The organism is Streptomyces platensis, from assembly GCF_008704855.1.
Taxonomy (GTDB): Bacteria; Actinomycetota; Actinomycetes; order Streptomycetales; family Streptomycetaceae; genus Streptomyces; species Streptomyces platensis.
Genome location: NZ_CP023691.1, coordinates 4,963,578 through 4,990,250, shown reverse-complemented (window position 1 = coordinate 4,990,250; position 26,673 = coordinate 4,963,578). Strand labels below are relative to the sequence as shown.

The window sequence follows — 26,673 nt, the reverse complement described above, 5'->3', positions numbered from 1 at the left end:
TGGAGGCTCTCTGCATCAAATGTGGCGGACCGCTGGACGCACGGCACCTCGTGCCGCCGGCCCGGCCGGGGCCCGCCCGTACCGTGGGGCAGATGACGAACGAGTGGTGCGGGTGGCGCGAGGCCACGGAGCGGGCGCTGTACGGCCCGGACAACGGCTTCTACACCCGGCCCGGCGGCCCCGGCCCGGCCGGCCACTTCCGCACCTCCGTGCATGCCTCGCCGCTCTACGCGGGCGCCGTCGCCACGCTCTTGTGCCGCGTCGACACCGCGCTCGGCCGGCCGGACGAGCTGGCGCTGGTCGACGTGGGTGCGGGGCGCGGCGAGCTGCTCACGGGCGTGCTGGCCGCGCTGCCCACGGAGGTGTCCGCGCGGGTGCGCCCGTACGCCGTCGAGCGCGCCGCGCGCCCCCAGGGGCTCGACCCGCGGATCGACTGGCGGGGCGAGCTGCCCGCGCCGGGTGCGGTCACCGGGCTGCTGTTCGCGAACGAATGGCTCGACAATGTGCCGGTCGAGGTCGTCGAGACGGATGAGGACGGTGTGCCGCGCCGGGTGCTCGTCCGCGCCGACGGCACGGAGCGGCTGGGCGAGCCGGTGGACGGTGCGGACGCGGACTGGCTCCGCCGCTGGTGGGCACCGCCCCTGGCTGCCGACGCCACCGGAGGCGCCTCCCCCGGACTGCGCGCCGAGATCGGCCGCCCCCGGGACGAGGCCTGGGCACGGGCCGTCCGTACGCTGCGCGCCGGGCTGGCCGTCGCCGCCGACTACGCGCACGAACGGGGCGACCGTCCGCTGTTCGGCACGCTCACCGGCTTCCGCGACGGCCGCGAGGTGCCGCCCGTACCGGACGGCAGCTGCGACATCACGGCACATGTGGCGCTGGACGCCTGCGCCGGGCCGTCGGCGCGGCGGCTGACCCAGCGCGCGGCGCTGCACGCCCTGGGGGTGGCCGGCCGCCGCCCGCCGCTCGCCCTGGCCGCCACCGACCCGTCCGGGTACGTACGGGCCCTCAGCACGGCCGGCGCGGCCGCGGAGCTGACCGACCCGGCGGGCCTGGGCGGTTTCGGCTGGCTCATGGAGCCGGTGGGCGGGGAATGTGCGGGGCTGCTCAAGGGGTGGGACGCCTGAGGGCCAGGGCTTCCGCCCGGCGGGCGTCCTGCAAGACTGTTCCCATGACGGAGACGACGGTCGGCATCGGCGGCGCGGCGGAGAGCACCGACATGGTGCTGAACATCGGCCCGCAGCATCCCTCGACGCATGGCGTGCTGCGGCTGCGCCTCGTCCTGGACGGCGAGCGCATCCAGCACGCCGAGCCGGTGATCGGCTATATGCACCGCGGCGCCGAGAAGCTCTTCGAGGCGCGCGACTACCGCCAGATCATCATGCTCGCCAACCGGCACGACTGGCTGTCGGCGTTCTCCAACGAGCTGGGCGTGGTGATGGCCGTCGAGCGGATGCTGGGCATGGAGGTGCCCGAGCGTGCCGTCTGGACGCGGACCCTGCTCGCCGAGCTCAACCGCGTGCTGAACCATCTGATGTTCCTCGGCTCGTACCCCCTGGAGCTGGGCGGCATCACCCCCGTCTTCCACGCCTTCCGCGAGCGGGAGGAACTCCAGGCCGTCATGGAGGAGATCTCCGGCGGCCGGATGCACTACATGTTCAACCGCGTCGGCGGCCTCAAGGAGGACCTGCCGGCCGGCTGGCTGGGCCGGGTCCGGCAGGCGGTGGCCGATGTGCGCTCCCGGATGGACGTCTACGACAACCTGGTCCTGGGCAACGAGATCTTCCGCGGCCGTACCCGCGGCGTCGGTGTACTCACGCCGGAGACCGTGCATGCGTACGGGGTCTCCGGGCCGATCGCCCGCGCCTCCGGTGTCGACTTCGACCTGCGGCGCGACGAGCCGTATCTGGCATACGGGGAGCTCGGGTCCACCCTCCAGGTCGTCACCCGCCAGGAGGGCGACTGCCTGGCCCGCTTCGAGTGCCTGCTGGCGCAGAGCCACAATGCGCTCGACCTGGCCGACGCCTGCCTGGACCGCCTCGCGGAGCTGCCGCCGGGCCCGGTCAACCAGCGGCTCCCCAAGGTCCTGAAGGCCCCCGAGGGCGCGACCTACGCCTGGACCGAGAACCCCCTCGGCATCAACGGCTACTACCTCGTCTCCAAGGGCGACAAGACCCCCTACCGCCTCAAGCTGCGCTCGGCGTCCTTCAACAACATCCAGGCCCTGGTGGAGCTCCTCCCGGGCACCCTGGTCGCCGACATGGTCGCCATCCTCGGCTCGCTGTTCTTCGTGGTCGGGGATATCGACAAGTAGGCGGGCGGCGCTCTCGCTATGCCTGCTTGCGGAGGGTCCGCAGATGGCGGCGCAGGACGTTCCGGAGGGTTTCCGGTGTGATGCGTTCCGGCTCCAGCGTCGCCTGAAGCGTGAGGCCGTCGAGCAGGGCTGAGAGCCGTAGCGTCTCCAGTTCCGCATCCAGGTCGTCCAGCAGGCTGCCCGCCTCCTGAGCGCCACGCAGCACCCGCTTCACCAGGTCCCGCATACCGGCCTCCAGCTCGACCGCATGCGGCCGCAGGACGGGCCGCGTACGGGCCGCGGTCGTGAACGCCTGCCAGAGCATGGCCTCCTCCCGGCGCTCCTCGTCCAGCGGCAGGAATTCGCTGAGCAACTCCTCCGCACGGGCCCGGTGTTCGCCGGCCGCACCGGGGTCGAGCAACCGCTCCGCATGGATCCGCACACGGTGCTCGATACGGGCACTCAGCTCCGTCATCGCGAAGATCAGCACTTCGTCGTGGCCGGCGAAGTAGTGGCGGACCGATCCGACGGCCAGCCCCGCCTCCTCGGCGACGTTGCGGAGCGACGCGCCCTCCACCCCTTCCCGCTGCACCACGCGGAGCACGGCCTCGGCAACGGCCCGGCGGCGGGCCCCGGGATCGACGATCTTCGGCATATTGCGATTGTGGCACACCCGGGCTAAATTATTTTTTGGCACGAGTGAGCTAAATAATGCCGCCACTCGGCCGCCGCGCCGGCGTGCCCGCACGCGCGCCGCGCCGGACCACACACCCAGGGGGACCCATGAATGGCTGGCTGCTCACCGCGCTCATCCTTGCCGGCGTCATCGCCGTGATCATCAAGCGACTGCGGGGCGAAGCGGTCAACGCCCGCGAGCTGTTCGTACCACCGGCCGTCCTCATCGCCATCGGCGTCTTCACCCTGACCAAAACCGAGGGCGTGACCGGCACCGACATCACCTGGGCCACCGCCGGCGCCCTCCTCGGCGGTGCGCTCGGTGCGCTCCGGGGCGCCACCGTCCAGCTGTCCGCCCGGGACGGCGTCCTGTGGCAGCGCTATACGGGCCGTACCTTCCTCGCCGCCCTGCTCTCCCTGCTCGCCATGGCCGGTTTCGGCCTGCTGGCGGCGAGGATGGGGATGCATGAGTACGCCCGCCCCGTCCAACTGGCCATCGGCGTCAGCTTCCTGGGCGAGGCGCTCGCCATCGGCCGGCGGGGACTGGCGAGCGGCACCCCGTTCGCACCGGAGCGCCGCAAGGTCTAGTACGCGGTCTTCCCGCCCGTACGCAGGCCATCCACACCCTGTGGACAGCGAGCCGCCGCCACCTCGCGCGACAGCCCCCGGAAACGGTCCGGCCCCGGAGCTTCGGAACGCTCCGGGGCCGGGTGACGTCGGGCCGCTGTGCCGTCGACCTGTGCGGCCGGATCAGGAGATGGCAGTGCGCAGGGGGGCGAGGTCGAGTTGTTCGGTTTCGTCGTGGGCGGTCAGGTCGATGACCTCGCCGCTGCCGGCGGTCGTCGCCCCGTCGGTCTGCGTGTCCTCGGCCGCGGCGGGCTCCGCGGGCTGCGTGCGGGCCGACTGTTCGGCGAGGGCCTCTTCTCCGACGACGTCCGCCAGATCCTCCTCCAGCGGGGCGGTCGGCTGCTGGGGGCCGGCGTCGGTCGCGTTGCCGAAGAAGTCGAAGCCGCCCGTCTCACGGGACGCGGCGGGACGGGACGGGGCAGGACGGGACGGGACGATGGCAGCGGCGGTGGCCGGCACCGGGCGGAGCGCGGGTCCGGCGGCGGTGGCCGTACGGGCCGGGCCGGCCTCGCCCGTACGCTGTGCGGCCGCCGCCGGGGCCTTCCCCCGGCCCTTCTCACCGTCCCGGCCGCACCCGTCATGGGGGGCCGGCGGTCCGGAGCGGGCGGCCCCGGCACCGTTCTTCGACAGCTGCGCGGCCTTCTGGGCGGCGCGCTGCCGGGCGGCGTTGCGCGCCAGCCGGCGCAGCGCCTGGTCGGCCTGCGCGAAGGTGGCGGGGGCCGGGCGGTCCGGGGTCGTGGCGGGCGCGCGCCGGGCCGGGACGGTGGCCGCCCCCGCACGCGGCGCTCCGCCCTGCGCGGGGCCGTCGCCCTTGTCCGAGCGCAGGGGGGAACTGGGGTGCCGGGTCGCGAGCTTGGGCGACGCGTGGAGTGCCAGGGAGAGACCGCCGACGGCCGGCAGGGCCTTGGCGGGCGCGGCGGCCTCGATGGCGAGCAGCCGGCGGCCCTCCAGAGCGCTGGCCCGCTCGGTCTCGGCGGTGGCGTATCGGCGGAGCAGATCGGCGTGTTCACTGCGCAGCCGGGCCAACTCCGTGCGCTTGGCGCGCAGTTTGGCCTCCAGGCCGGCCCGGATCTCGCGGGATTCCTCGACGTCCGTTTCGAGCTCGGCTATCCGCTCCTCGGTACGCCACTCGTCGCGCACCCGGGCGCGGTTGAGTTCGGCGACCTGCCGGCCGGCCGTACGGTCCCAGGTCCGCAGAAGGACGGCGCCGGTCAGTGCGGCGGCGGCCGCGCCCGCGGCGAGCACCCGTTGCACCAGATCGTCGCCGACAAACCACGCGCCCGCGGCGCAGGCGAGTGACGCACCGGCGACCGTCGCGGGAGGAAGCAGCCGGTGGAGGGGTGGTGATTGGCGGTGGCGTCCTCGTGGCATGGCCAGAAACTTACCGTGCGTGCGGGACCTATGGGGGCACGCACGCCGATCCGTTTCACGCTGGTTACTTCTTCACCAGATTCCCGAACGCCGCATAAGCCTGCGCGGCATCCGCGGACTTGAGCCGTTCGCCGCCGGCCTTGCCACGGGCTTCGCCTTACCGCCGTTCCCCTCCGCGTCTCCTTCGCATGGAGGAATGCGGCGAGAGCGGAGGCGTATCCCGGAAGGACATCGGCCTGGCCTTCTCCAGGGCCGGTTCATACGGCTCGCGATGGGCCGGGATCTGCACCCGTGTGCGGTATCCGGGGCGCCCCCGGCCCCGCCCGGCGTCACACCGCCGCGTCGACCCCGCCGTTCCCGTTGCCGTCGTCGTCGGGCAGCTTGCACACCCGCTCCAGGAAGATCGCCGCGGCGACCACCGCGGCCCCGGCGAGCACCGACAGCCCGGCGTAGATCGCCTGGTCCCGGCGCGGTGCGACATCGAGCCCGGCGGTCAGCAGAAAGACGCCGACACCGCCGTACAGCCCCGCGACCAGCGCCGCCACCAGCGCGCTGGCCTGCCCGAAGACCACCGCACGGGCGGCCACCAGCGGCTCGACGCCCTTGGCGTCCGGCCGGCGCTCGCGCTGGGCGCGCAGCCGCGAGCGGAACGAGAACGCGGTGGCGGCGAGCACCGCGGCGATCAGTGCCAGCACGATCGGGGCGGCCACCGGAACGCTGGGCAGGGTGCCGAACGAATCCCACAGCCGGGCGCCGCCCCAGGCCAGCACCCCGGCCGCCAGAAACAGCCCGACCAGCACCTTGATGTGTAGCTGCTTCACCGAGCGATCGCCCCTCGCGCCGTCATGACCTTCCCTGCCGTCACGGCCGTCCTTGTCGTCCTGGCCGCCTCGTCCGGTCCGTACGGATGCATCCCGCAGGGAGCCGACCCGCAACCTTAACGACTACTCCGGCAGCCGCAGTTCCAGGTCCGCCCGCGGTTCCACGCCGTCGCTGCCCACGGCGGACAGCAGTTCGGACACCGCACCGCGCCCGGGGACCACGGCCTCGGGGTCGATGTCGTGCCACGGCACCAGCACGAACGCCCGCTCATGGGCGCGCGGGTGCGGCAGCGTCAGCCGCGGGTCGTCGGAGACCACGTCCTGATACGCCAGGATGTCGACGTCGATGGTGCGCGGGCCCCAGCGCTCGTCGCGGACCCGCTCGAAGGCCTCCTCGATCGCCTGCCCGCGCTCCAGGAGGGAGGACGGCGGCAGCGTCGTCTTGATCAGCACCACGGCGTTGAAGTACGACGGCTGGGAGCCGGGGTCCACGCCCCACGGCACGGTCTCGTAGACCGGGGAGACGGCCTTGACCCGCAGCCCGGGAGTGTCCTCCAGCGCGTCCACGGCGCCCTGGAGGGTCTCCAGGCGGTTGCCGAGATTGCTGCCGAGGGAGATCACGGCGCGTTTGGGGTTGGAGAGCGTCACATCGGCGGCGTCCACCTGCTCCACTACGGAGGCGGGCACCGGCTGCACGGTCGGGTCACCCATACCGGGATGCCCGGCGGCGGCCCCGTGCGGAGTGGTGGTCGGGTGGCGGGTGGACTTCATACTCGGCTCCGAGTGATGGTGATGGTCACGTCGTCGAAGGGGACGGTGATCGGCGCGTCGGGCTTGTGCACCACCACCTCCACCTCCTGCACGCCCTCGTGCTTGAGGCACTGCTCGGCGATGCGCTCAGCCAGGGTCTCGATGAGGTCGACGGGCTCGCCCTGGACGACGGCCACCACCTCCTCGGCCACGACGCCGTAGTGCACGGTCTTCGCGAGATCGTCGCTCGCCGCGGCCTGGCGGGTGTCCAGACCGAGCACCACGTCGACGATGAAGGTCTGGCCCTCCTCGCGCTCCCGGGGAAACACCCCGTGGTGGCCTCGGGCCTTCAGCCCACGCAGCGCGACACGATCCACGCGAATCACTCCCACTGGTCCACGGCACCTCTGGCGCCACTGTTCGTCGGATTCCGGGCAGCCGCCGGAGCGATCCGGCAACACTGCCCCGCCGTCGAATCTACCTTCGAGTACCGGCAGTCCTCGCCCACGGGGGCTATGGACAAGACCCCGTCCTGCTGCTAGGCGCTGCCTGGCGGGCAACAGCCAGCGGGCCGGGAGATCGTCCGCGCGGCCCTCTTACCCCCCTGCCCACGCCCCACCCCTACCCGTGCCGCACTTGGCTCGAACGGGTGCGCCCTCATCCGGATGGCTGACGCCCGCCCCTGACGGCCGCGCAGGCCCTCGCCCCGGACGCAAGGGCGGGGGGCCATGGCAAGCCTCACACCGGCCCGCGCGGGGTCCGCCGGTCCGGCCCCCGACCTCGGCTCCCGGGCTCCCGCCCCCGCCCCGGCTTCCCCGGTCCCGGGTCCCCTGGCTCCCGGGAAGGCGCTCAGAGGGCCTCCTCGCCGCCCTCGCCGGCTCCCCCGCCCTCGTCGTCCTCGTCCTCGTCGTCGCGGTCCGCCAGCACCGGAGAGCCGTGGTGCGACCACACCCGCCAGCCGTCCTCCGTACGCCGGAAGACATTGGTCGCCACGACCAGCTGGCCGATCAGCGGCCCCACCGAGCCGTCGTCCTCGGCGGGCCCGCCGCTGAGGATGTTCTCGGTGCAGGTCACCAGCGCGGTGTCCCCGACGACGTCGATCTCCACATCCGTGAGGAAGAACTGGATGTACTCGGTGTTCGCCATGATCAGGGCGTACGAGCGCAGCACCTCGCCGCGCCCCCGCAACACCGGCCACCCGGGGTGGACCACACTCACCTGGCCGTCCAGCCACAGTCCGGACAGCGCCTCGTGATCACCGCGCTCGATGGTCTCGTACAGGGTGGTGTTCGCCTGCTCGACCAGTTCGATGTCCGTCTGCGGGCCCAAGCCGCTCACACCGTTCCCGTCGTGTTCGCCGTCGTCCCGCTCGCTTCACTGCTGCCGGCCGCTGCCGCGCTCTCCACGGCACGGGCCACCCGTACCGCGTCCGCGCTCGCCCTGACCTCGTGCACCCGCACCGCCCAGGCCCCCTCTCGCGCCACGATCGCCGACACCGCCGCCGTCGCGGCATCCCGCTCCCGGGCCGGCGGTGGGGCGGCTCCCTCGCCACCTGCCAGCACCCTGCCCAGGAACCGTTTCCTCGATGCGGCCACCAGGAGCGGGCGGCCCAGCGCCCGCAGCCGCGCCAGCCGGGCGATCAGCGCGAGATCGTGCCCGGCCTCCTTGGCGAAGCCCAGGCCGGGGTCGATCACGATCCGGTCCGGGTCGATACCGCCGGACACCGCACGCTCCATGCTCTGCCCGAGCTCGTCGACGACCTCGGCGACCACGTCCCCGTAGACGGCGCGGTTGTTCATGTCGATGGACTGGCCGCGCCAGTGCATCACGACGAACGGGACCTGGTGGGCGGCCACCACCGGCACCATCGCCGGGTCGGCGGCGCCGCCGCTGACGTCGTTGACCAGCCGCGCCCCGGCCGCCACGGCCTGCTCGGCGACCGCGGCCCGCATGGTGTCCACGGAGACCACGGCACCGGCCGCGGCCAGCTCCCGGACGACCGGAACGACCCGGCGCAGCTCCTCGGCCTCGTCCACCCGCGCCGCGCCCGGCCGGGTCGACTCGCCGCCCACGTCCACCATGTCGGCGCCCTGCGCCACCAGGTCGAGACCGTGTTTGACGGCGAGTTCGGTGTCGAACCAGTCGCCGCCGTCGGAGAACGAATCGGGCGTCACATTGACGACGCCCATCACCGCGCAGCGTTCCCAGTCCGGCAGTCCGGCCACCCGGCCACGCAAGGTACTCATGGCACCAGCGTAGGCCGTGTGCCGACCGGCCGGATTGCGGCCACCGCATGCGGGGACTTCAGGGGCGCCGGCCCGTCGGAGGCCCTGCGGGAGGGCCCGGCCGACCGGCCGGCGGGGCCTTCGTCAGGCGGCCCGCTCGACCGCTTCCGGCGCGGCGGCCGGCCGCGGCACATGCGCGCACGGCCGCGGCTCGACGCTCTTCCGGCGCCGCAGTACGCGCGGCAGCCCCAGCTCCAGATAGCCCTCGGCCTGGAGCGCCGCCAGGCCGATCCGGGGGATGTCGCGGCTGTTGCGGAAGACCACGAAGCGGGGCTCCCAGCGCGGCCGGAACTTGTCGTTGAACTTGTACAGCGACTCGATCTGGTACCAGCGGGACAGGAAGATCAGCATCCCGCGCCAGACCCGGATGACCGGCCCCGCGCCGAGCTTCTCGCCGCGCTCCAGAGAGGAGCGGAAGACCGCGAAGTTCAGCGAGACCTGCTTGATCTTGAGGTCCGGGGCGGCCTGAAGCGCGGCGACGATCAGCAGTTCGTTCATCCCGGGGTCGGCGCTGCGGTCGCGCCGCATCAGCTCCAGGGAGATCCCGCTGTCGCCCCACGGCACGAAGTGCTGCATCGCCTTGAGGTCGCCGAACGGGCCGGGCTCCTCGCCCTCGGCCGCCTTCAGATGCGCGGTGGCGATCACCGCGTCACCGTCGGCCACCGCGTCGATCCGGCCCAGCGCCATGGAGAAGCCGCGCTCGGTGTCGGTGTCCCGCCAGGCGTCCGCGGCCTTCTGGAGCTGCGCCAGCTCGTCCGGTGCCAGGTCGCGCACCCGCCGCACCCGCGTCTCGTAGCCGTTGCGCTCGATGCGCTTGACCATCTGCCGTACGTTGCGCATCGCGCGGCCGGTGAGGGTGAAGTCGGCGACGTCCACGATCGCCTCGTCGCCGAGTTCCAGCGCGTCCATGCCGGTCTCCCGGGTCCACACCTGGCCGCCGGTCTCGCTGCAACCGGTGACCGCCGGGGTCCAGGAGTGCGCCTTCGCCTCCTCCATGAAGCGCTCGATGGCGCCCGGCCAGGCCTCCACATCGCCGATCGGGTCGCCGCTGGCGAGCATCACACCGGAGATCACCCGGTAGCAGACCGCGGCCTTGCCGGTCGGGGAGAAGACCGCGCCCTTGTCGCGGCGCAGCGCGAAGTAGCCGAGCGAGTCCCGGGCGCCGTGCCGGTCGAGCAGGGCGCGCAGCTGCTCCTCGTCCTCGTCGGTCAGCCGGGCCGCCGGGTGCTCGGGCCGGAAGGCGAGGTACGCGGTGGTGGCGACGGTCAGCAGGCCGAGCGCTCCGAGCGAGTAGCCGACGGTGTAGTCGACGTGGTGGGTGTAGGCGACCGGGCCCTCGAAGCCGAACAGGCCCCACAGGACGTGCTCGGCGCGCTCCCAGAGGGAGGGCGAGCCAATGGTCTTGTGGGGGTGCGAGCTGACGATGACCAGGCCGATGCCGAAGCTGACCCCGCCGAGGACGACGAGGTTGGCCAGCGCCTTCCAGCGGCTGCGCGGGTCGGGCAGGGCCGCGAACTCCCGCCGGTGCCACACCAGGAACACCAGCAGCGCCAGCGAGAGCACCGCCCCGAACACGGAGTGGCGGTAGACCAGCTGGGCGGCGATCCCCACCGGCAGCAGCGCCACGGCCGCTCCCCAGGCCCGCCGCTTACGCCGCTTGAGCCCGTGGGCCAGAAGGAGCAGCAGGATGCCGACGACGATGGAGGCGGCGGCGGCCAGCGGGCTCACCGCGCCCGGCAGCACCTCCGCCAGGGCGTGCATCCGGCTGTGCCGGAACCGCGGGAACACCCCTGCCGCCAGGTTCAGCAGGCCGACGACCACGCCGGCCGTACCGACGATCCGCGGCACCGCTTCGGGCCGCGGTCCACGGAGCCAGCGTGGTCCACGCCACGCAACCGTCTCCGACTTTTCGCCATCTAGCCTGTCAGACATCACTTTCCCGTCGCCCCGGTCGAGAGAACGTGCGAGCCTTGTCGCAGCATCTGGACTTTTTGCGCCCTGTATGACGGCGTTTCAGGGCTCGGGGTTCCACTAGCGGTACGGATGGCCCGGCCGCCCGGAAGAAAGCACCACATGGGTCTCACCAGTCAGAAAGTGCTGCTTCTTGCCGTCCTCGTCGCGGTGGCACTGTTCGTCCTCACCGTTTGGCTCTGGCCGCGCCTCTCCCAGGGGAACTGGCGCACGGTGCTCGGGCGCATCGGGCTCCTGGTGGCGACGCAGCTCTCCCTTTTCGCCGCGATCGGTCTGTACGCCAACAATTCCTTCGGTTTCTACGCGTCCTGGGCCGACCTCCTCGGCCAGGAGCAGGAACCGGGCGTGGTGACCGACTACCAGACCGGACCGGGCGGCACCAAGCTGCGGATGCTGGGCACCGAGCGGGTCAGCGTACAGAACGGCTCCCGGCCGGCGACCGGCGGCCGGATCGACAAGGTGCTGGTCCGCGGCGAACACTCGCAGATCGCCAGCCCCGCGTATGTCTATCTGCCGCCGCAGTACTTCCAGAAGAAATACGCCCAGAAGAAATTCCCGGCGGCCCTGGTGCTCACCGGCTACCCCGGCACCGCCGAGGCGCTCTACAAAAAGCTGCATTTCCCGCAGACCCAGCACGAACTGCTCAAGAAGCAGAAGATGCGGCCGACCGTCCTGGTCATGATGCGCCCGACCGTCGCACCGCCGCGCGACACGGAGTGCATGGACATACCGAACGGCCCGCAGACCGAGACCTTCTTCACAAAGGACCTGCGCGCGGATATCTCCGAGCACTACCGAATAGGCCGCGAGGCCAAGAGCTGGGGGGTCGTGGGTGACTCCACCGGCGGCTACTGCGCGCTGAAGATGACCATGCGCCACCCCGAGGCGTACTCCAGCGCCGTCGCCCTCTCCGGCGCCTACAAGGCCCCGCGGGACGCCACCACCGGCGACCTCTTCAACGGCAACCGGCAGCTGGAGCGCGAGAACAATCTGCTGTGGCGTCAGCGGCACCTGCCCGCGCCTCCGGTGAACCTGCTGGTCACCAGTAGCAAGCAGGGCGAGGGGAATTACCAGCAGACGCTGCGGTTCATCGAGCAGACGAAGTCGCCGAGCCGGGTCTCGTCGATCATCCTCGACAGCGGCGGCCACAACTTCAACACCTGGCGCCGCGAGATCCCCGCCGCCCTGGAGTGGCTGGGCAACCACCTCAGGGCCTGACAGGCCCGCGCCCTCGGCGCCCCCGGCACCGGCGACGGCCGGGTCCCTCCTGCGAGGGGCCCGGCCGTCCGGTTGTCTGTGCCGCCGGCCGTGTGGGAGACGCGCGACGGGCGCCGCCGGCCGTGTGGGAGACGCCTGACGGGCCGGCCATACGGGCCCGCGGCCCACGGCCCGGGGCCCACGGCCCGCGGCCCGGGGCCTCAGCGCGCCAGTATCAGGCTCATCGCCTCGGCGCGCGTGGCGGCGTCCCGCAGCTGGCCGCGCACGGCCGAGGTCGTGGTCTTGGCACCCGGCTTGCGCACCCCGCGCATGGTCATGCACATGTGCTCGCACTCGATGACGACGATCACGCCGCGCGGCTCCAGGATCTGCATCAGGGAGTCCGCGATCTGCGTGGTCAGCCGCTCCTGGACCTGCGGGCGCCGGGCGAACACATCGACCAGCCGGGCCAGCTTGGACAGCCCGGTGATCTTGCCGTCGGTGGACGGGATGTAGCCGACATGGGCCACCCCGACGAACGGGACGAGGTGGTGCTCACAGTTGGAGACCACTTCGATGTCCTTGACCAGCACCATTTCGTCGTGGCCCAGGTCGAAGGTGGTCGTCAGCACGTCTTCCGGCTTCTGCCACAGCCCGGCGAAGATCTCCCGGTAGGCCCGTGCCACCCGCGCCGGCGTCTCCAGCAGCCCCTCACGGTCCGGGTCCTCGCCCACCGCGATGAGCAGCTCGCGTACAGCGTTCTCGGCGCGCTTCTCGTCGAAAGTGCCGATCTTGCCGCCGACGTCCAGCGTCACAGGGTCCGTCATGTGGTGCCTCGTTCCTTCTGCGCCCGCTCGAATCGCGGTGGAAACACGGAATGCCGCGCCCCCCAAGGCTAAACCTGGAGGGCGCGGCATTTATTCCGGGGCCCCTGAGGGCCCACGGGATCAGCTCTCGGGACGCTGCTCCTCGGGTGCTTCCGCCTTCTTCTCCGTGGAGACGGTGGCGGTCGTGGTCACCGCGCCATTGGCCGGGGCCAGCTCCTTCGGCGACAGCACCGGCGGGCGGCTGGAGGGCGTACGGCGCGACGAGCCGGTCCACGCCGGGCGGGCCGGGCGCTTGACCACGTGCTTGAAGAGATCGGCGATCTCCTCCTTGTTGAGGGTCTCCTTCTCCAGGAGCGTCAGCACGAGGTTGTCGAGCACATCGCGGTTCTCGACCAGGATCTCCCACGCCTCGTTGTGCGCGGTCTCGATGAGCTTCTTGACTTCCTCATCGACCAGCGCGGCGACCTCTTCCGAGTAGTCGCGCTGGTGACCCATCTCACGGCCCAGGAAGGGCTCGGAGTTGTCGGTACCGAACTTGATCGCACCGAGCCGCTCGGTCATGCCGTACTGCGTGACCATCGCGCGGGCCGTGGCGGTGGCCTTCTCGATGTCGTTCGCGGCGCCCGTCGTCGGGTCGTGGAAGACCAGCTCCTCCGCCGCGCGGCCGCCCAGCATGTACGCCAGCTGGTCGAGCATCTCGTTGCGGGTGGTGGAGTACTTGTCCTCGTCGGGCAGGACCATGGTGTAACCCAGGGCCCGGCCGCGGGACAGGATCGTGATCTTGTGGACCGGGTCGGAGTTCGGTGAGGCCGCCGCGACCAGGGCGTGTCCGCCCTCGTGGTACGCGGTGATCTTCTTCTCCTTCTCGGACATGATCCGGGTCCGCTTCTGCGGGCCGGCCACGACGCGGTCGATCGCCTCGTCCAGGAAGTGGTTGTTGATCAGCTTCTCGTCGCTCCGGGCCGTCAGCAGCGCGGCCTCGTTGAGGACGTTGGACAGATCGGCACCGGTGAAGCCGGGGGTGCGCTTGGCGACGGCCGAGAGGTCGACGTCCGGCGCGACCGGCTTGCCCTTCTGGTGAACCTTGAGGATCTCCAGACGGCCCTGGAGGTCCGGACGGTCGACGGCGATCTGCCGGTCGAAACGGCCGGGACGCAGCAGCGCCGGGTCGAGGATGTCCGGGCGGTTGGTGGCGGCGATCAGGATCACGCCGCCCTTGACGTCGAAGCCGTCCATCTCGACCAGGAGCTGGTTGAGGGTCTGCTCACGCTCGTCGTGGCCACCGCCCAGGCCCGCACCGCGGTGCCGGCCGACGGCGTCGATCTCGTCGACGAAGACGATCGCCGGGGCGTTCGCCTTGGCCTGCTCGAAGAGGTCACGGACCCGGGAGGCACCGACACCGACGAACATCTCGACGAAGTCGGAACCGGAGATCGAGTAGAACGGGACGCCCGCCTCGCCGGCGACGGCACGCGCCAGCAGCGTCTTGCCCGTTCCGGGCGGGCCGTACAGCAGCACACCCTTCGGGATCTTGGCGCCGACGGCCTGGAACTTCGCCGGCTCCTGGAGGAACTCCTTGATCTCGTGGAGCTCCTCGACGGCCTCGTCCGACCCCGCGACGTCCGTGAAGGTCGTCTTGGGGGTGTCCTTGGTGATCAGCTTCGCCTTGGACTTCCCGAAGTTCATCACCCGGGAGCCGCCGCCCTGCATCTGATTCATCAGGAACAGGAAGACGACCACGATGAGGACGAAGGGGAGCAGCGAGAGCAGCACACCGACGAACGGGTTCTGCTTCGACGGGGAGACGGTGTACCCGTCCTTGATCTCGCCGGTCTGGTACTTGGCCTGAAGGTTCTTGGCCACGTCGACGCCCTGGTCGCCGATGTAGCTCGCCTGGAGCTTGTTCGAGCCCTCAACCTTGTTGGAGCCCGACAGCTCAATCTTGATCTTGTTCTCGTCACCGGTCGTCAGCTCGGCGGATTTCACCTTGTTGTCAGCGATCGCCTTGACGACCTGACCGGTGTCCACCGTCTTGTAGCCGCCGGACGAGCCGACGACCTGCATCAACACGACCACGGCGAGGACGGCCAGCACGATCCACATGACCGGCCCACGGAAGTATCGCTTCACGTCCATCCATACGGAGCCGTTGAGGCCCCGTCCCTCCTGCCACAGTGAGGCACAACGCCCTTGGGAGGGCTGGTCGTGCGTACGGTGTATTACTGGCCCGAAAAAGAACTGCCTTCGGACGGTACCCCAGCATTGTCACCCGGCGCCTGCGCCGACGGTGAACATGCAGCCGGGGATTCCGCTCTCCCTGCTCCAACGGCGGGAGGCCCCGAAGGGTTCCCGCCGGGCCGCAGCGGACGGTCCGAGGCCCGCCCGGCCACCGCGGCCGGACGAGCGCGGGACGCCCTCAGCCGCCGTAGACGTGCGGCGCGAGGGTACCGACGAACGGCAGATTGCGGTACTTCTCCGCGAAGTCGAGGCCGTATCCCACGACGAATTCGTTGGGGATGTCGAAGCCGATCCACTTCACGTCGATGGCGACCTTCGCCGCGTCCGGCTTGCGCAGCAGCGTGCAGACCTCCAGCGAGGCCGGCTCGCGCGAGCCGAGGTTCGACAGCAGCCACGACAGCGTCAGACCGGAGTCGATGATGTCCTCGACGATCAGGACGTGCTTGCCCTTGATGTCGGTGTCGAGGTCCTTGAGGATGCGGACCACGCCGGAGGACTGGGTGCCCGCGCCGTACGACGACACGGCCATCCAGTCCATCGTGACGGGGGTGGACAGCGCACGCGCCAGGTCCGCCATCACCATCACGGCGCCCTTGAGGACGCCGACGATGAGCAGGTCCTTGCCCGCGTACTCCGCGTCGATCTTCGCCGCCAGCTCCGCCAGCTTCGCGTCGATCTCTTCCTTGCTGATGAGTACCGACTGAAGGTCGGAACCCATGTCCTTGTCGTCCACCCGTGCCACTCTCGCTCTGTTCGGTGTTCGCGTCAGTCGTGAGACTTCGGTGCGGGGCAGCGTCTGCGGCTCAGCCCTGCCGAATGACCAGTCTGCCACCCTGCCGTCGCACACCCACTCGCCCGGGGAGGTTGATGGCCCCCTGCCCCCGCCAGGCGGTGATCAGCCGGTCCACTTCTTCGATGTGGCGGGCGAAGAGCGAACCGGCCGGTGAACCGGCGCCGATGACCGCCCGGCGCAGCACCCGGCGGCGCACCGCGGGGGGCAGGGCGAACAGGGCGGCGATGTCGAGGGAGCCGCTGTCGTCGAGGACCGAGCCCTCGGCGTCGGCGGCCCAGGCGTCCAGGGCGTCGGCGTCGTCGCGGGAGAGCTGGGCGGTACGGGCCAGCGCCTCGACGACGCCCTTGCCGAGCGCCTTCTCCAGGGCGGGCAGGCCCTCGTGGCGCAGCCGTGAGCGGGTGTAGGCGGGGTCGGCGTTGTGCGGGTCGTCCCAGACGGGCAGCGCCTGGATCAGACAGGCCTTACGGGCGGTCTGGCGGTCCACGTCGAGGAAGGGCCGGCGATAGCGCCCGTCCCGGCCGCTGGTCGCGGCCATACCGGAGAGCGAGCGGGTCCCGGAGCCGCGGGCGAGACCGAGCAGCACCGTCTCGGCCTGGTCGTCGCGGGTGTGGCCGAGGAGGACCGCGGTGGCGCCGTGGCGTTCGGCGGCGGCGTCCAGGGCGGCGTAGCGGGCGTCCCGGGCGGCGGCTTCCGGTCCGCCGGACTGCCGGCCGCCGCTTCCGCGGTATCCGGTGCCGTGCGCCACCCTGTTCGGTTCGTCCACGTCGACGGCGACGGCCTCTACGGGGTCGAGTCCCAGGGCCCGCAGCCGCAGGGCGACCTCGGCGGCGCGGAGGTCCGAGCCCTCCTGGAGACCGTGGTCGATGGTCACGCCCCCGGCGCGGACCCCGAGCTTGGGGGCCTCGAAGGCGAGGGCGGAGGCGAGCGCCATGGAATCGGCGCCGCCGGAGCACGCGACGAGCACGAGCGGGGGCTCGTGCCGGTCGTGCGCGCAGTGGTGGGTGAGCACGTCGTGGAGTACGCGGCGGACCGCCAGGCGTATCGCGGCGACCGCTGGATGGGGACCCATGTCCGTTTCCAATCGTTCAGCTGGGGAGCCTCGGGCCGTGGACGGCTTCGTCACACAGAGTGCCTAGATGGTGACAGAGGCGAGCGGTTCCCCGAGCATTGCACGCCTATCCCTCGGTAACGGTCCCTCAGACGGGTGATTGAAGGGGCGCTCTACTGCCACGTGGCGTGCCCAGCTCACACCATTCGCTCACGGTGCCCCGTCCGCCTTGCGGTGCACCCGCGCGATCCAGTCCGCCGGTTTGGCGATCTCCTGTTTGGTCGGGAGGGTGTTCGGCGACGTCCACACCCGGTTGAAGCCCTCCATGCCCACCTCCTCGACGACCGCGCTGACGAACCGCTCGCCGTCGCGGTACTGCCGCAGCTTGGCGTCCAGGCCGAGCAGCTTGCGCAGCGCCTGGTCCAGCCGGCCGGCGCCGCTGGCCCGGCGCTTCTGGAACTTCTCCCGGATCTCCGCGACCGACGGCACGACATCGGGCCCCACACCGTCCATCACATAATCCGCGTGCCCCTCCAGCAGGGACATCACCGCGGTCAGCCGGCCGAGGATCTCGCGCTGCGCGGGCGTCTGCACGAGATCGACGAGGGAGCGGCCCTCGTCCTCGCCCTCCTCGCCCTCGGGCTTGGCGCCGGCCAGCGACTGGGCGGCCTCACGCAGCCGCTCCAGGAGGGCGCCCGGGTCGATGTCCGTCTCACCGAGGAACGACTGGATCTCGCCCTCGATGTGGTCCCGCAGCCACGGGACGGCGGTGAACTGGGTGCGGTGGGTCTCCTCGTGGAGGCACACCCACAGCCGGAAGTCGTGCGGGGCCACTTCGAGCTCGCGCTCCACGTGCACGATGTTCGGCGCGACGAGCAGCAGCCGGCCGCCCTGCGCCGCGGCCGGCAGATCACGGGAGGCCGGGGCGAACGTCTCGTACTGGCCGAGGACCCGCGAGGCCAGGAACGACAGCAGCATGCCCAGCTCCACGCCGGTCACCTTGCCGCCGACCGCGCCGAGCACCGCGCCCCCGGGGACCGTCGAGCGGCGGTCCTCCATCTTGGCCAGCAGCGGCTTGAGCACCGCCCGGAACCCCGCGACATTCGCCTTGATCCAGCCGGGCCGGTCCACGACGAGGACCGGCGTGTCATGCGGCTCCTCGCCCGTCGCGTCGGGCTGTGCCATCCGCGTGAACGCCCGGACGTGTGCCTCGGAGGACTTGGCGTGCTTGCGCAGCTCGGCGACGATCGCGCGTGCCTCGTCCCGGCTCACCTCTGGGCCCGGCCGCACGAACCGGGTCGCGGTCGCGACCGCGAGGTTCCAGTCGACCATCTCGGTTCCACCGATGCTCGTCATGGGTTCACCGTACGTGGGGGCGTGGCCGCGGGGTAGCCGACTGTCTTCTTCCCACGATTTCGGCTTTCGCGCCGTGGTTCGTCTCGCCTGCGCATGCGCTTTGCCTTCGGCCCACGTTGCCGGCTTTCCCGCCGTGGGGGTTTCTCGCCGTTGCGCCTGCGGCGGGCTGGGTCCGCTGCGCGGGGCTGTTGGGCGCGGTGACGGGCCTCCGGGGCAGGGGTGTGGGACTGCTTCGCTTTACGTCCCACACCCCTGCCCCTCCGGCCGGTCCCCTCCCGTTGGGGGTGGGTGGGGGCCGGTGGGGGTGGACGTGAGTGGCTTTTACTTGTCCGGCCCTAGCGGCAGCCGCAGTTGGCTACTGCTGAGGCGAGTTTGTCCAAGGCGTTCTGGGCGCCTTGCGGGTCGGTGGTGCCGGTGGTCATGAAGGAGAAGGTCAGGAGGCGGCCGTCGGCGTCGACGACGGTGCCGGCGAGGGTGTTCACGCCGGTGAGGGTGCCGGTTTTGGCGCGTACGGCGCCGGCGCCGGCGCTCTGGCCCCGGTAGCGGTTGCTGAGGGTGCCGGTGAAGGCGGCCACGGGGAGGCCGGTGACGACGGGGCGCAGGGCCGGGTGGTCGGGCGAGGAGGCGTGCAGCAGGAGGCGGGAGAGCAGGCCGGCGGTGACCTTGTCGTCGCGGTCCAGGCCGCTGCCGTCCTCGAAGACGGCGCCGGAGAGCGGGAGGTGCTCCCGCTGGAGGGCGGTGCGGACGGCCTTGCCGGCCCCGGCGAAGCTGGCCGGCTGCCGGGAGGCCAGGGCGGTCTGGCGGGCCAGTGCCTCGGCGATGTCGTTGTCGCTGTAGGTGAGCATCCGCTCGACGAGGGCGGAGAGGGGGAGGGAGTGGACGGCGGCGATGCGGGTGGTCTTCTTGGGGGCCTTGGCGCTCTCGGGGTCGCCGTCGACGGTGATGCCGCGCTCGTGGAGCAGATCGGCGAAGGTGCGGGCCGCCGTGTGGGCGGGGTCGGCGTCGCGGGGGGCGGTGCCGTGCTCGGAGTCGTCGAGGCGGCCCTCGTCGGTCATCAGCGCGGTGACGGGGGCGATGTTCTCGTTCGGGCCGATGGGGTGCTCTGCGGGGCCCGAGTAGGCGGCGGTGTCATAGCCCAGGCTGATCTTGGTGAGGTGGCGCTTCTTGAGGGCGCGGGCGGTGGCGTCGGCGAGGGTGCGCAGGTTCGCGGGCTGTTCCTCGGCGCCGTGCCGCGGGGCGCGGGCGGTGAGGGTGGGGTCGCCGCCGCCGACCAGGACGAGGCGGTTCTTGCCGGTCAGCACGACGGTGGTGTCGATGCGGTGGTCGGGGCCGAGCGCGGAGAGCACGGCGACGGCGGTGGCGAGCTTGACGGTGGAGGCGGGGGTGGCGGCCTTGCCCTGGCCGTCGCCGAAGACCTCCCGGCCGGCGGCCACGTCCAGGACGGAAGCCGTCCGCAGCGGGCCGAGGGCCGGGTCCTTCAGCAGCGGCGCGAGCGCGTCGGCCAGTCCCGCGTCAGTGGGGGCGGGCGCCGCGCCACGGCCCGCGGCACCGGGCACCCGGCCGCCGAGCGCGGGCAGGACGGGGGGTGCGCTGGGCGCCGGCCGGGCCTCCGGAGCGTGATGCTCGCCACTGGCACCGTCCATCTCGGCCGCCTCCGCCCGCTCGGCCGTACGCTGACCCGAGTCCCACGGCCCGGACGCCGCCACCGCGACGATCGCGACCGCCAGGCCGGTAGCTGCGGAAACCGCCGTCAGCCGCCAGGTCTGCTGGGTCTGGCGGGGTGTGGCCTGCCAGGTCTGCCGCGTGGCATCGATGGCCGTCTGCGCCCACCGGACCGCCGCGCGCGTCGCCGCCCGCGCGGACCGTTCCGCTGACTGCCATCTGACCTGCCACTTTCCGGTCTCGGGCACCTCGGACCAGCCCCTTTCGCCACCACACACCTGCGTGGGGGACACTTAATCACCAGACGTATGTGTTGATCATGGAGGAGCCACCCGTGGAGTTCGACGTCACCATCGAGATCCCGAAGGGTTCGCGGAACAAGTACGAGGTGGACCACGAGACCGGTCGGATCCGCCTGGACCGTCGACTCTTCACCTCGACCAGCTACCCGGCCGACTACGGCTTTGTCGAGAACACCCTGGGCGAGGACGGCGACCCGCTGGACGCGCTGGTCATCCTGGACGAGCCGACCTTCCCCGGTTGCCTCATCAAGTGCCGCGCCATCGGCATGTTCCGGATGACGGACGAGGCCGGCGGCGACGACAAGCTGCTGTGCGTGCCCGCGTCCGACCCGCGTGTGGAGCACCTGCGGGACATCCACCACGTGTCGGAGTTCGACCGCCTGGAGATCCAGCACTTCTTCGAGGTCTACAAGGACCTGGAGCCCGGCAAGTCCGTCGAGGGCGCCGACTGGGTCGGCCGCACCGAGGCCGAGGCGGAGATCGAGGCCTCGTTCAAGCGCCTTGAGGCGCAGGGCGGCGCGCACTGACGCAGCGTCGTCGGCCCGGCGTCCGGCGGGGTTTCCCTGACCGCGGCGCCCGGGTCAGCGCGCGCTGATTTTCGTACGCGAACGGGCGGCACCCAGTCGGGTTGCCGCCCGTTCGTGCGTGCCGGGGCCGGTCGGCGGCCCCGGCACGACCGCTCAGAAGCCGCGGGTGCGCTTGGCGGCCCGGCGTCCGCCGGCCTCCTCGACCCCGGGGGCGCGCAGGAACAGCCGGGCCACTTCGGCACCGAGGTTGACGCCCACGGCGATGGCGAGCGCCAGCGAGGCGGCCTGCACCAGGGAGGTGAGGCCCTCCGGCTGGTGGCCCTGGGCGAAGTTGAGCAGCCCGAAGTACGTGGCACTACCGGGCAGCAGCGGGCCGATGGCCGCGGTGACGTACGGCAGGGCCGACGCATAGCGGTAACGGGAGAGCAACTGCCCGAAGAGACCGACCAGTCCGGCCGCGATCGCGGTGGCGGGCACCGCGTTTATCTCGGCGACGTAGTGCAGGGCGCCGTAGACGACCCAGGCGACGCCGCCGTTCAGGGTCGCAAACGCCACGGTGTGCCGCTCCTGCTGGAGCAGCACACAGAACGCCAGCGCCAGCAGCATGGACGCGGTGATCTGGACCACCGGCTCGTTGTACGCCCCCAGCGCCTCCTCGGGGTTGAGCCGCCGGAGGCCGGGGTTCAGCTGGAGTCCGATGTAGAGCACGCTGAGGACGCCGACGACGATGCCGACGATGAGATAGCCGACCTCCAGCAGACGGGCGGCGGCGGTGATGTAGTAGCCGGTCAGCCCGTCGTGGACGCCGGCGACCAGCGCCCGCCCCGGGATCAGCGCGAACAGTCCACCGGTGATCACCGCGGACGCCTGCACATTGGCGTGGGCCAGACCGAAGGCGACGCCCACCGCCGCGGGCGGCATCGCCGCGACCACGAACTGGTAGAACTCCGGCAGCCCGCGCCCGGACGCGAGCCAGGCCAGCCGGTCGCCGAGCATGGAGCCCACCGCGGCCGCGAAGAACACCAGCATCGTGCCGCCGACCAGCATGGAGGCGGCGCCGGACAGCAGCCCGGAGGCCACCGTCAGCGCCCAGCTCGGGTACGGGTGGCGGTTACGGCGGATCTCGGCGAGGCCGCGGTAGGCCTCTTCGAGGGTGATGCCGTCGGAGGTGATGTCGTCGACGAGCCGGAAGACGGCGGACAGCCGGTTGTAGTCGACGCCACGGCGCCGGACCGTGCGGCTGGCCGTCACCGGGTCGTCGACCAGCGACGGCTGGTAGGAGATCGACAGCAGGGTGAAGGTGACGGTCGGCTCGACCCGCTCCAACCCGTAGGCGTGCGCGACACCGAACATCGCGGCCTCGACGTCCTCGGCGCCCTCGCCGCCGGCGAGCAGGATCTCGCCGATACGGAGCGTCAGGTCGAGTACGCGGGGAACGGCCGGGCCGGTGTCCTCCTCGCCGCGCTCCGGGCGCTCGGGGACCGGGCGCTCGTGGACCGGCATCCGGAGCATGGTCCGCATCCGGTCCTGCCAAGGGGCTTCCTTGGTGAGGCTGACGGCCGGTATGCCGTGCGGCGGGGTGAAGGCGACACTCATCGCCGTGGCGCCCACGGGAGCGGGCAGCGGGGTCTGGCCGGTGGTACTGCTCGGCAGGGTGAAGGCCGAGCCCTCCTGCTCGGCCGGCGTCTCCGGGCGCAGCCCCGCGGGCAGCGCGAATTCGGAGGTGGGGTGCTCGTCCTCGGGAAGCGGCGGGTAGGGCACGCCCAGGGGCGGAGTGAAGGCGCTGTGGGCCTCGTCCGACTGGGACTTGCGGTCCTCGGGACCGGTCTGATCCGAGGCACCACTGCCACCACCGCTGCCAATCGTGCCGCGCTGGCCGCGCTGGCCGCGCTGTGGGTCCGACACCACGGGTCTTCGCTCTCCTCGTACGCCTCCTGACGGATGTCAAGGACACGATGCCTGATGAGGATGCGGGGCGCTTGCACGGGGGGCGCGAATTTCGGGCGGGCCACGTTGTCGGCTGTCCCGCCTTGCGCCTGCGGCGGGGCCGCACCACGTTGTCGGCTGACCCGCCGTGGCGCCTGCGGCGGGCTTGTGCCGCTGCGCGGGGCTGTCGGGTGCGGCGACGGGCCGGTGGGGCCGGGGTGCAGGACTGCTGCGCTTTACGTCCTGCACCCCGGCCCCACCGGCCCGTCGCCTCCCGTTGTGGGTGTGGGGGTGGAGCTGTGTGGTCTTCTCCCTGCGCTGTGTGTGGCCTGGTTCCTGCCCTTGTCAGCGCTTGGCGTGGCGGCCGCGGCGGGGTTCTGCGGGGGTGCCGTGGGGGCGGTCCGTGGGGTGGGACGGGGTGGGCTGGTCCTTCTTGGCCTTGCTGCGGGCGCGGAGGAACTCGATGGCGATCGGTACGACGGAGATCAGCACGATCGCGACCAGGATCAGCTCGATGTGCTGGTGGACGAACTCGACCTTCCCCAGGGAGGCGCCGAGCAGCGTGACACCCGCGCCCCACAGGGCGCCGCCGATGATGTTGAAGGTGATGAAGGAGCGGTAGTTCATCCGGCTCACACCGGCGACGATCGGCGTGAAGGTGCGCACGATCGGCACGAAGCGGGCCAGGATCAGCGACTTGGGTCCGTACTTCTCGAAGAAGTCGTGCGCCTTCTCGACGTTCTCCTGCTTGAACAGGCGGGAGTCGGGGCGCTTGAAGAGCGAGGGCCCGACCTTCCGGCCGAAGAGGTAGCCGGCCTGGTCGCCCAGGACGGCGGCCAGCACGACCAGCGCGCACACCAGCCACAGCGGCGTGTCCAGCTTGTTCGTCGTCACCAGCAGACCGGTGGTGAACAGCAGCGAGTCACCCGGCAGGAAGAAGCCGATCAGCAGGCCGGACTCCGCGAAGACGATGACCAGGACGCCGATCAGGCCGAATGTGGTGATGAGATAGTCCGGGTCCAGCCACTGGGGGCCGAGCGCGAGAGTATTCACGGGGTGAAGGCTCCTGGGTCGAGGGCGCCGGATCGTGCGGTGCGTGGGGGCGAAGCGACGGGTGGAAGGCGCGTGTGCGGCCAAAACTATCAACGCCGAGCGGCCCGCCTTGGTTCCAGGCGGGCCCCGGACCCGCCCCCCCCACCCGACGGCCCCCGACCGCTGGCCGCCCCCGGGGGGCCGGGTGATGCTGGCCGTAAGGAGGTGCGCGTCATGGGCATCGAGGAATACGGCGGTGGACAGCATGCGCAGTCCGACGTCCTGGTCGTGACGACCAATGACGTCCCGGGGTTTCACGTGGAACGGGTGATCGGCGAGGTCTTCGGCCTGACGGTGCGCTCACGGCACCTCGGCAGCCAGATCGGCGCGGGCCTGAAGTCGATGATCGGCGGCGAGCTGCGGGGCCTGACCAAGACCCTGGTGGAGACCCGTAACCAGGCGATGGAACGGCTGGTGGACCAGGCCCGCTCGCGCGGTGCGAACGCGGTGCTGATGTTCCGCTTCGATGTCACGGAGGCCGCCGACGTGGGCACCGAGGTGTGCGCCTACGGAACGGCCGTGGTGCTCTCCCCGCAGAGCTGACCCCGTAGCGCGCTCCGTACGGGCCGGGGGCGCCCTCCCCGGCCCGTACGGATCACTGGTGGCGGGCCGCGTTGGCCAGGATCGCGTCCCGCAGGTACCCGGCGAGGCCGGCCCGGATTGCCTCATAGGTGGCGGTGAAGCGTTCGTCGGCGACATAGATCTCGCCGAGGCAGGTGTGCAGTTCGAGCGAGCATTCGTAGTACGCAGCGCAGATGAACTGCCGGTGCTCCTCGGCGACATCCATGGCCGTCGCGGAGTCCGCCGGCACCCCCTCGGCGAGCAGGTCCGCCATCTTCCGGTGGAGGGCGTCGAGCTCTGCCGTCAGCCGCTTCCAGTCCTCCTTGGTGTACGCGGCCGTCCTGCGCTGCGACTCCTTGTAGGCCTCGGTGTGGCCCCAGCGCTCCTCGACCTCCGCCGCGTGCTCGTCCGGGTCGAAGTCCCCGAAGACCTCGAACTTCTCCTCCGGTGTGAGCCGTACGTTCATCCTGCGGGCCTCCATCGCGTGTTCGACGGCGGCGGCCATTTTCTGGAGCTTCTCGATCCGTGTGGTCAGCAGGTCGTGCTGGCGCCGCAGATGCTCCCGCGGGTCCGCGTGCGGATCGTCCACGAGGGCCGCGACCTCGTCGAGCGGAAAACCGAGCTCCCGGTAGAACAGGATCTGCTGCAACCGGTCCAGGTCGTCCTCGCCGTAGCGACGGTGACCTGCGTGATTGCGCTCGCCGGGCTGGAGCAGCCCGATCTCGTCGTAGTGGTGCAGGGTGCGCACCGTCACACCGGCGAAGGCGGCGACCTGCCCTACCGAATAGCTCACTTCCGCTCCCTCCTGGGTACCCGCACCACGATGCGGCCTCACGCCGCGTGAGGTGCAAGTCCGCATCATGAAAACCCGTGAGGCGCCGGAGCGGCGGGTGAGATCCTGCGCCCCATGCTGGGGATAACGGATCTGTCCACGTATCTGGTGGGACTCGCGCTGATCATTCTGCTGCCGGGCCCGAATTCGCTCTACGTCGTTTCGGTGGCGGCCCGGCGCGGCCCGCGGGTGGCCTACCGGGCGGCGGCCGGGGTGCTGTGCGGTGACACGGTGCTGATGACGCTGTCGGCGGGCGGGGTGGCCTCGCTGCTCCAGACCACCCCGGTGCTGTTCGCCGTGGTCAAGTTCGCCGGTGCGGGCTATCTGACGTGGCTGGCGGCCGGGATGCTGCGCGGCGCCTGGGCACTGTGGCGGGGCCGGGAGGCCCGCCGGGCCGAGCGGGGCGAGGAGACGGCCGGGGCGGCGAAGGAGGCCGTGGAGCGGCCGTACCGCAGGGCGCTGGTGGTCAGTCTGCTCAACCCGAAGGCGATCTTGTTCTTCATCTCCTTCTTCGTGCAGTTCGTGGACCCGTCCTATGCCCACCCGGTGCTGTCGTTCCTGACGCTGGGCGCCTGGGCGCAGCTGTTCAGCTTCACGTATCTGACGGTCCTGATCTTCAGCGGGACGTATCTGGCGGCGACCTTCCGCCGCCGCAAGCGGCTGACCGCCGGGCTGTCCGCGGGCGCCGGTGCGGCGTTCCTCGGCTTCGCCGCGAAGCTGTCGCTGGCGAGTGCGAACTGAGCCGGCGCCGGGCAGCCGGCGCGCACCCACGGGCGGGTGGCGGTCCTCCGGGGCGGCCGCCCGCCCGTGGCGCTTCCACTGGGTGAACCCTGGAGGCCACGTACCCCCTATGCCCTTATTGTCGGGTTCGAGGAGGTAGGCCGATGCCCGTGCACGACGTCCATGTCGCCGTCATCTACTACTCGTCGACCGGTACCGTCGCCGAGCTCGCCCGGCTGATCGCGGACGCCGCCGAGCACGCCGGAGCGGACGTACGACTGCGCCGGGCCGCGGAACTCGCCCCCCAGACCGCCATCGACGCCAACCCGGCCTGGGCCGCCAACGCCGCGGCCACCGCCGACATCATGGAGGCCACCCACGAGGACGTGCTCTGGGCGGACGCGGTGATCTTCGGGACCCCCACCCGCTTCGGCAATGTGACCTCGCAGCTCAAGCAGTACCTCGACGCCCTGGGCGGCCTCTGGCAGCAGGGCCGGCTGGCCGACAAGGTCTACAGCGGCTTCACCGCGAGCGCCACCAAGCACGGCGGCCAGGAGTCCACCCTGCTCGCGCTGTACCAGACCGTCCACCACTTCGGCGGCATCCTCGTGACGCCGGGCTACACCGACCCGGCGAAGTTCTCCGACGGCAATCCGTACGGCACCTCCCATGTCGGCGGCCCCGACACCCCGCTCGACGACGACGCACGCACCGCCGCCCGCATCCAGGCGGAGCGCGTGGTGAAGTTCACCAAAGCCATCAAACACGGCCTTTCACAGGCCAGTTGACGGGTAGGCGC

The 26,673-nt window shown here is 71.5% G+C and carries 25 protein-coding genes; 8 read left to right on the top strand and 17 right to left on the bottom strand.

Annotated elements, in window-relative coordinates; translation table 11 throughout:
* Positions 1 to 92: 92 nt before the first annotated feature.
* Both CP981_RS22110 and CP981_RS22105 read left to right on the top strand, forming a co-directional pair.
* Positions 93 to 1,127, top strand: a complete 1,035-nt coding sequence (locus CP981_RS22110) for an SAM-dependent methyltransferase (RefSeq protein WP_085923371.1) — start codon at positions 93 to 95, stop codon at positions 1,125 to 1,127.
* A gap of 44 nt (positions 1,128 to 1,171) precedes the next feature.
* A complete protein-coding gene (locus CP981_RS22105; protein WP_085923341.1) occupies positions 1,172 to 2,314 on the top strand; it encodes an NADH-quinone oxidoreductase subunit D in 1,143 nt (380 codons plus the stop codon).
* 16 nt (positions 2,315 to 2,330) lie between these two features.
* Here CP981_RS22105 and CP981_RS22100 read toward each other — a convergent pair whose 3' ends face one another.
* Positions 2,331 to 2,948, bottom strand: a complete 618-nt coding sequence (locus tag CP981_RS22100) for a TetR/AcrR family transcriptional regulator (RefSeq protein WP_085923340.1) — start codon at positions 2,946 to 2,948, stop codon at positions 2,331 to 2,333.
* A 128-nt stretch (positions 2,949 to 3,076) separates the two neighbouring features.
* Between CP981_RS22100 and CP981_RS22095 the strand changes: the two genes are divergently transcribed.
* On the top strand, positions 3,077 to 3,556 hold the full coding sequence (locus CP981_RS22095; protein WP_085923339.1) for a DUF1453 family protein: 480 nt from the start codon (positions 3,077 to 3,079) through the stop codon (positions 3,554 to 3,556).
* Between the two features lie 162 nt (positions 3,557 to 3,718).
* Here the strand turns inward: CP981_RS22095 and CP981_RS22090 are convergent, their stop codons facing one another.
* The 7 genes from CP981_RS22090 to CP981_RS22060 form a co-directional block, all read right to left on the bottom strand.
* Positions 3,719 to 4,966 (bottom strand): hypothetical protein, encoded by a 1,248-nt coding sequence (locus tag CP981_RS22090; RefSeq protein WP_167536127.1) that lies wholly within the window; start codon positions 4,964 to 4,966, stop codon positions 3,719 to 3,721.
* Between the two features lie 329 nt (positions 4,967 to 5,295).
* The gene (locus CP981_RS22085; RefSeq protein WP_085923337.1) at positions 5,296 to 5,787 is read right to left on the bottom strand and encodes a DUF3180 domain-containing protein; all 492 of its coding nucleotides are present in this window, start codon (positions 5,785 to 5,787) and stop codon (positions 5,296 to 5,298) included.
* A gap of 123 nt (positions 5,788 to 5,910) precedes the next feature.
* On the bottom strand, positions 5,911 to 6,558 hold the full coding sequence (gene folK, locus CP981_RS22080; protein WP_425282149.1) for a 2-amino-4-hydroxy-6-hydroxymethyldihydropteridine diphosphokinase: 648 nt from the start codon (positions 6,556 to 6,558) through the stop codon (positions 5,911 to 5,913).
* Positions 6,555 to 6,914: a dihydroneopterin aldolase gene (gene folB, locus CP981_RS22075; protein ID WP_042150312.1), complete on the bottom strand. Its 360-nt coding sequence runs from the start codon at positions 6,912 to 6,914 to the stop codon at positions 6,555 to 6,557. Before folB ends, folK begins: the two co-directional genes overlap by 4 nt.
* A 472-nt stretch (positions 6,915 to 7,386) precedes the next feature.
* The gene (locus tag CP981_RS22070; protein WP_085923369.1) at positions 7,387 to 7,866 is read right to left on the bottom strand and encodes a nuclear transport factor 2 family protein; all 480 of its coding nucleotides are present in this window, start codon (positions 7,864 to 7,866) and stop codon (positions 7,387 to 7,389) included.
* A 5-nt stretch (positions 7,867 to 7,871) separates the two neighbouring features.
* Positions 7,872 to 8,783, bottom strand: coding sequence for a dihydropteroate synthase (gene folP / locus CP981_RS22065; RefSeq protein WP_167536126.1), 912 nt, complete (start codon positions 8,781 to 8,783; stop codon positions 7,872 to 7,874).
* Positions 8,784 to 8,906: 123 nt separating this feature from the next.
* Positions 8,907 to 10,754: a phosphatidylglycerol lysyltransferase domain-containing protein gene (locus CP981_RS22060; RefSeq protein WP_085923335.1), complete on the bottom strand. Its 1,848-nt coding sequence runs from the start codon at positions 10,752 to 10,754 to the stop codon at positions 8,907 to 8,909.
* Between the two features lie 141 nt (positions 10,755 to 10,895).
* Between CP981_RS22060 and CP981_RS22055 the strand changes: the two genes are divergently transcribed.
* On the top strand, positions 10,896 to 12,011 hold the full coding sequence (locus tag CP981_RS22055) for an alpha/beta hydrolase (RefSeq protein ID WP_085923334.1): 1,116 nt from the start codon (positions 10,896 to 10,898) through the stop codon (positions 12,009 to 12,011).
* Positions 12,012 to 12,211: 200 nt separating this feature from the next.
* Here CP981_RS22055 and folE read toward each other — a convergent pair whose 3' ends face one another.
* From folE to dacB, 6 genes are all read right to left on the bottom strand, one after another.
* On the bottom strand, positions 12,212 to 12,817 hold the full coding sequence (gene folE, locus CP981_RS22050) for a GTP cyclohydrolase I FolE (protein ID WP_085923333.1): 606 nt from the start codon (positions 12,815 to 12,817) through the stop codon (positions 12,212 to 12,214).
* Between the two features lie 120 nt (positions 12,818 to 12,937).
* A complete protein-coding gene (gene ftsH / locus CP981_RS22045) occupies positions 12,938 to 14,953 on the bottom strand; it encodes an ATP-dependent zinc metalloprotease FtsH (RefSeq protein ID WP_085923332.1) in 2,016 nt (671 codons plus the stop codon).
* Between the two features lie 280 nt (positions 14,954 to 15,233).
* Positions 15,234 to 15,773 carry a hypoxanthine phosphoribosyltransferase gene (gene hpt, locus CP981_RS22040; RefSeq protein ID WP_030077134.1) on the bottom strand — a complete coding sequence of 180 codons (540 nt, stop codon included), beginning with the start codon at positions 15,771 to 15,773 and terminating at the stop codon, positions 15,234 to 15,236.
* An 85-nt stretch (positions 15,774 to 15,858) separates the two neighbouring features.
* Positions 15,859 to 16,917, bottom strand: a complete 1,059-nt coding sequence (gene tilS / locus CP981_RS22035) for a tRNA lysidine(34) synthetase TilS (protein ID WP_085923331.1) — start codon at positions 16,915 to 16,917, stop codon at positions 15,859 to 15,861.
* 189 nt (positions 16,918 to 17,106) lie between these two features.
* Positions 17,107 to 18,252 (bottom strand): zinc-dependent metalloprotease, encoded by a 1,146-nt coding sequence (locus CP981_RS22030; RefSeq protein ID WP_085923330.1) that lies wholly within the window; start codon positions 18,250 to 18,252, stop codon positions 17,107 to 17,109.
* Positions 18,253 to 18,587: 335 nt separating this feature from the next.
* Positions 18,588 to 20,162, bottom strand: a complete 1,575-nt coding sequence (gene dacB, locus CP981_RS22025; RefSeq protein ID WP_085923329.1) for a D-alanyl-D-alanine carboxypeptidase/D-alanyl-D-alanine endopeptidase — start codon at positions 20,160 to 20,162, stop codon at positions 18,588 to 18,590.
* Positions 20,163 to 20,248: 86 nt separating this feature from the next.
* Here dacB and CP981_RS22020 point away from each other — a divergent pair, with 86 nt between their 5' ends.
* Positions 20,249 to 20,743: an inorganic diphosphatase gene (locus CP981_RS22020; RefSeq protein WP_085923328.1), complete on the top strand. Its 495-nt coding sequence runs from the start codon at positions 20,249 to 20,251 to the stop codon at positions 20,741 to 20,743.
* A 153-nt stretch (positions 20,744 to 20,896) separates the two neighbouring features.
* Here CP981_RS22020 and CP981_RS22015 read toward each other — a convergent pair whose 3' ends face one another.
* Positions 20,897 to 22,651: a threonine/serine exporter family protein gene (locus tag CP981_RS22015; protein ID WP_085923327.1), complete on the bottom strand. Its 1,755-nt coding sequence runs from the start codon at positions 22,649 to 22,651 to the stop codon at positions 20,897 to 20,899.
* 363 nt (positions 22,652 to 23,014) lie between these two features.
* Positions 23,015 to 23,722 (bottom strand): DedA family protein, encoded by a 708-nt coding sequence (locus CP981_RS22010; RefSeq protein ID WP_085923326.1) that lies wholly within the window; start codon positions 23,720 to 23,722, stop codon positions 23,015 to 23,017.
* A 213-nt stretch (positions 23,723 to 23,935) separates the two neighbouring features.
* Between CP981_RS22010 and CP981_RS22005 the strand changes: the two genes are divergently transcribed.
* On the top strand, positions 23,936 to 24,304 hold the full coding sequence (locus CP981_RS22005) for a YbjQ family protein (RefSeq protein ID WP_042150344.1): 369 nt from the start codon (positions 23,936 to 23,938) through the stop codon (positions 24,302 to 24,304).
* A 52-nt stretch (positions 24,305 to 24,356) separates the two neighbouring features.
* On the opposite strand, the gene CP981_RS22000 is transcribed toward CP981_RS22005, so the two are convergent.
* Positions 24,357 to 25,115 carry a MerR family transcriptional regulator gene (locus CP981_RS22000; RefSeq protein WP_085923325.1) on the bottom strand — a complete coding sequence of 253 codons (759 nt, stop codon included), beginning with the start codon at positions 25,113 to 25,115 and terminating at the stop codon, positions 24,357 to 24,359.
* 114 nt (positions 25,116 to 25,229) lie between these two features.
* Between CP981_RS22000 and leuE the strand changes: the two genes are divergently transcribed.
* Both leuE and wrbA read left to right on the top strand, forming a co-directional pair.
* Positions 25,230 to 25,895 (top strand): leucine efflux protein LeuE, encoded by a 666-nt coding sequence (leuE, locus tag CP981_RS21995; protein ID WP_085923324.1) that lies wholly within the window; start codon positions 25,230 to 25,232, stop codon positions 25,893 to 25,895.
* Positions 25,896 to 26,038: 143 nt separating this feature from the next.
* On the top strand, positions 26,039 to 26,662 hold the full coding sequence (gene wrbA / locus CP981_RS21990; RefSeq protein WP_085923323.1) for an NAD(P)H:quinone oxidoreductase: 624 nt from the start codon (positions 26,039 to 26,041) through the stop codon (positions 26,660 to 26,662).
* Positions 26,663 to 26,673: the final 11 nt, after the last annotated feature.

Coding starts and splice junctions, on each gene's coding strand:
- CP981_RS22110 (WP_085923371.1), top strand. CDS start 93: ATGACGAACGAGTGGTGCGGGTGGCGCGAGGCCACGGAGCGGGCGCTG.
- CP981_RS22105 (WP_085923341.1), top strand. CDS start 1,172: ATGACGGAGACGACGGTCGGCATCGGCGGCGCGGCGGAGAGCACCGAC.
- CP981_RS22100 (WP_085923340.1), bottom strand. CDS start 2,948: ATGCCGAAGATCGTCGATCCCGGGGCCCGCCGCCGGGCCGTTGCCGAG.
- CP981_RS22095 (WP_085923339.1), top strand. CDS start 3,077: ATGAATGGCTGGCTGCTCACCGCGCTCATCCTTGCCGGCGTCATCGCC.
- CP981_RS22090 (WP_167536127.1), bottom strand. CDS start 4,966: ATGCCACGAGGACGCCACCGCCAATCACCACCCCTCCACCGGCTGCTT.
- folK (WP_425282149.1), bottom strand. CDS start 6,558: ATGAAGTCCACCCGCCACCCGACCACCACTCCGCACGGGGCCGCCGCC.
- folP (WP_167536126.1), bottom strand. CDS start 8,783: ATGAGTACCTTGCGTGGCCGGGTGGCCGGACTGCCGGACTGGGAACGC.
- CP981_RS22060 (WP_085923335.1), bottom strand. CDS start 10,754: ATGTCTGACAGGCTAGATGGCGAAAAGTCGGAGACGGTTGCGTGGCGT.
- CP981_RS22055 (WP_085923334.1), top strand. CDS start 10,896: ATGGGTCTCACCAGTCAGAAAGTGCTGCTTCTTGCCGTCCTCGTCGCG.
- folE (WP_085923333.1), bottom strand. CDS start 12,817: ATGACGGACCCTGTGACGCTGGACGTCGGCGGCAAGATCGGCACTTTC.
- ftsH (WP_085923332.1), bottom strand. CDS start 14,953: ATGGACGTGAAGCGATACTTCCGTGGGCCGGTCATGTGGATCGTGCTG.
- hpt (WP_030077134.1), bottom strand. CDS start 15,773: ATGGGTTCCGACCTTCAGTCGGTACTCATCAGCAAGGAAGAGATCGAC.
- tilS (WP_085923331.1), bottom strand. CDS start 16,917: ATGGGTCCCCATCCAGCGGTCGCCGCGATACGCCTGGCGGTCCGCCGC.
- CP981_RS22030 (WP_085923330.1), bottom strand. CDS start 18,252: ATGACGAGCATCGGTGGAACCGAGATGGTCGACTGGAACCTCGCGGTC.
- CP981_RS22005 (WP_042150344.1), top strand. CDS start 23,936: ATGGGCATCGAGGAATACGGCGGTGGACAGCATGCGCAGTCCGACGTC.
- leuE (WP_085923324.1), top strand. CDS start 25,230: ATGCTGGGGATAACGGATCTGTCCACGTATCTGGTGGGACTCGCGCTG.
- wrbA (WP_085923323.1), top strand. CDS start 26,039: ATGCCCGTGCACGACGTCCATGTCGCCGTCATCTACTACTCGTCGACC.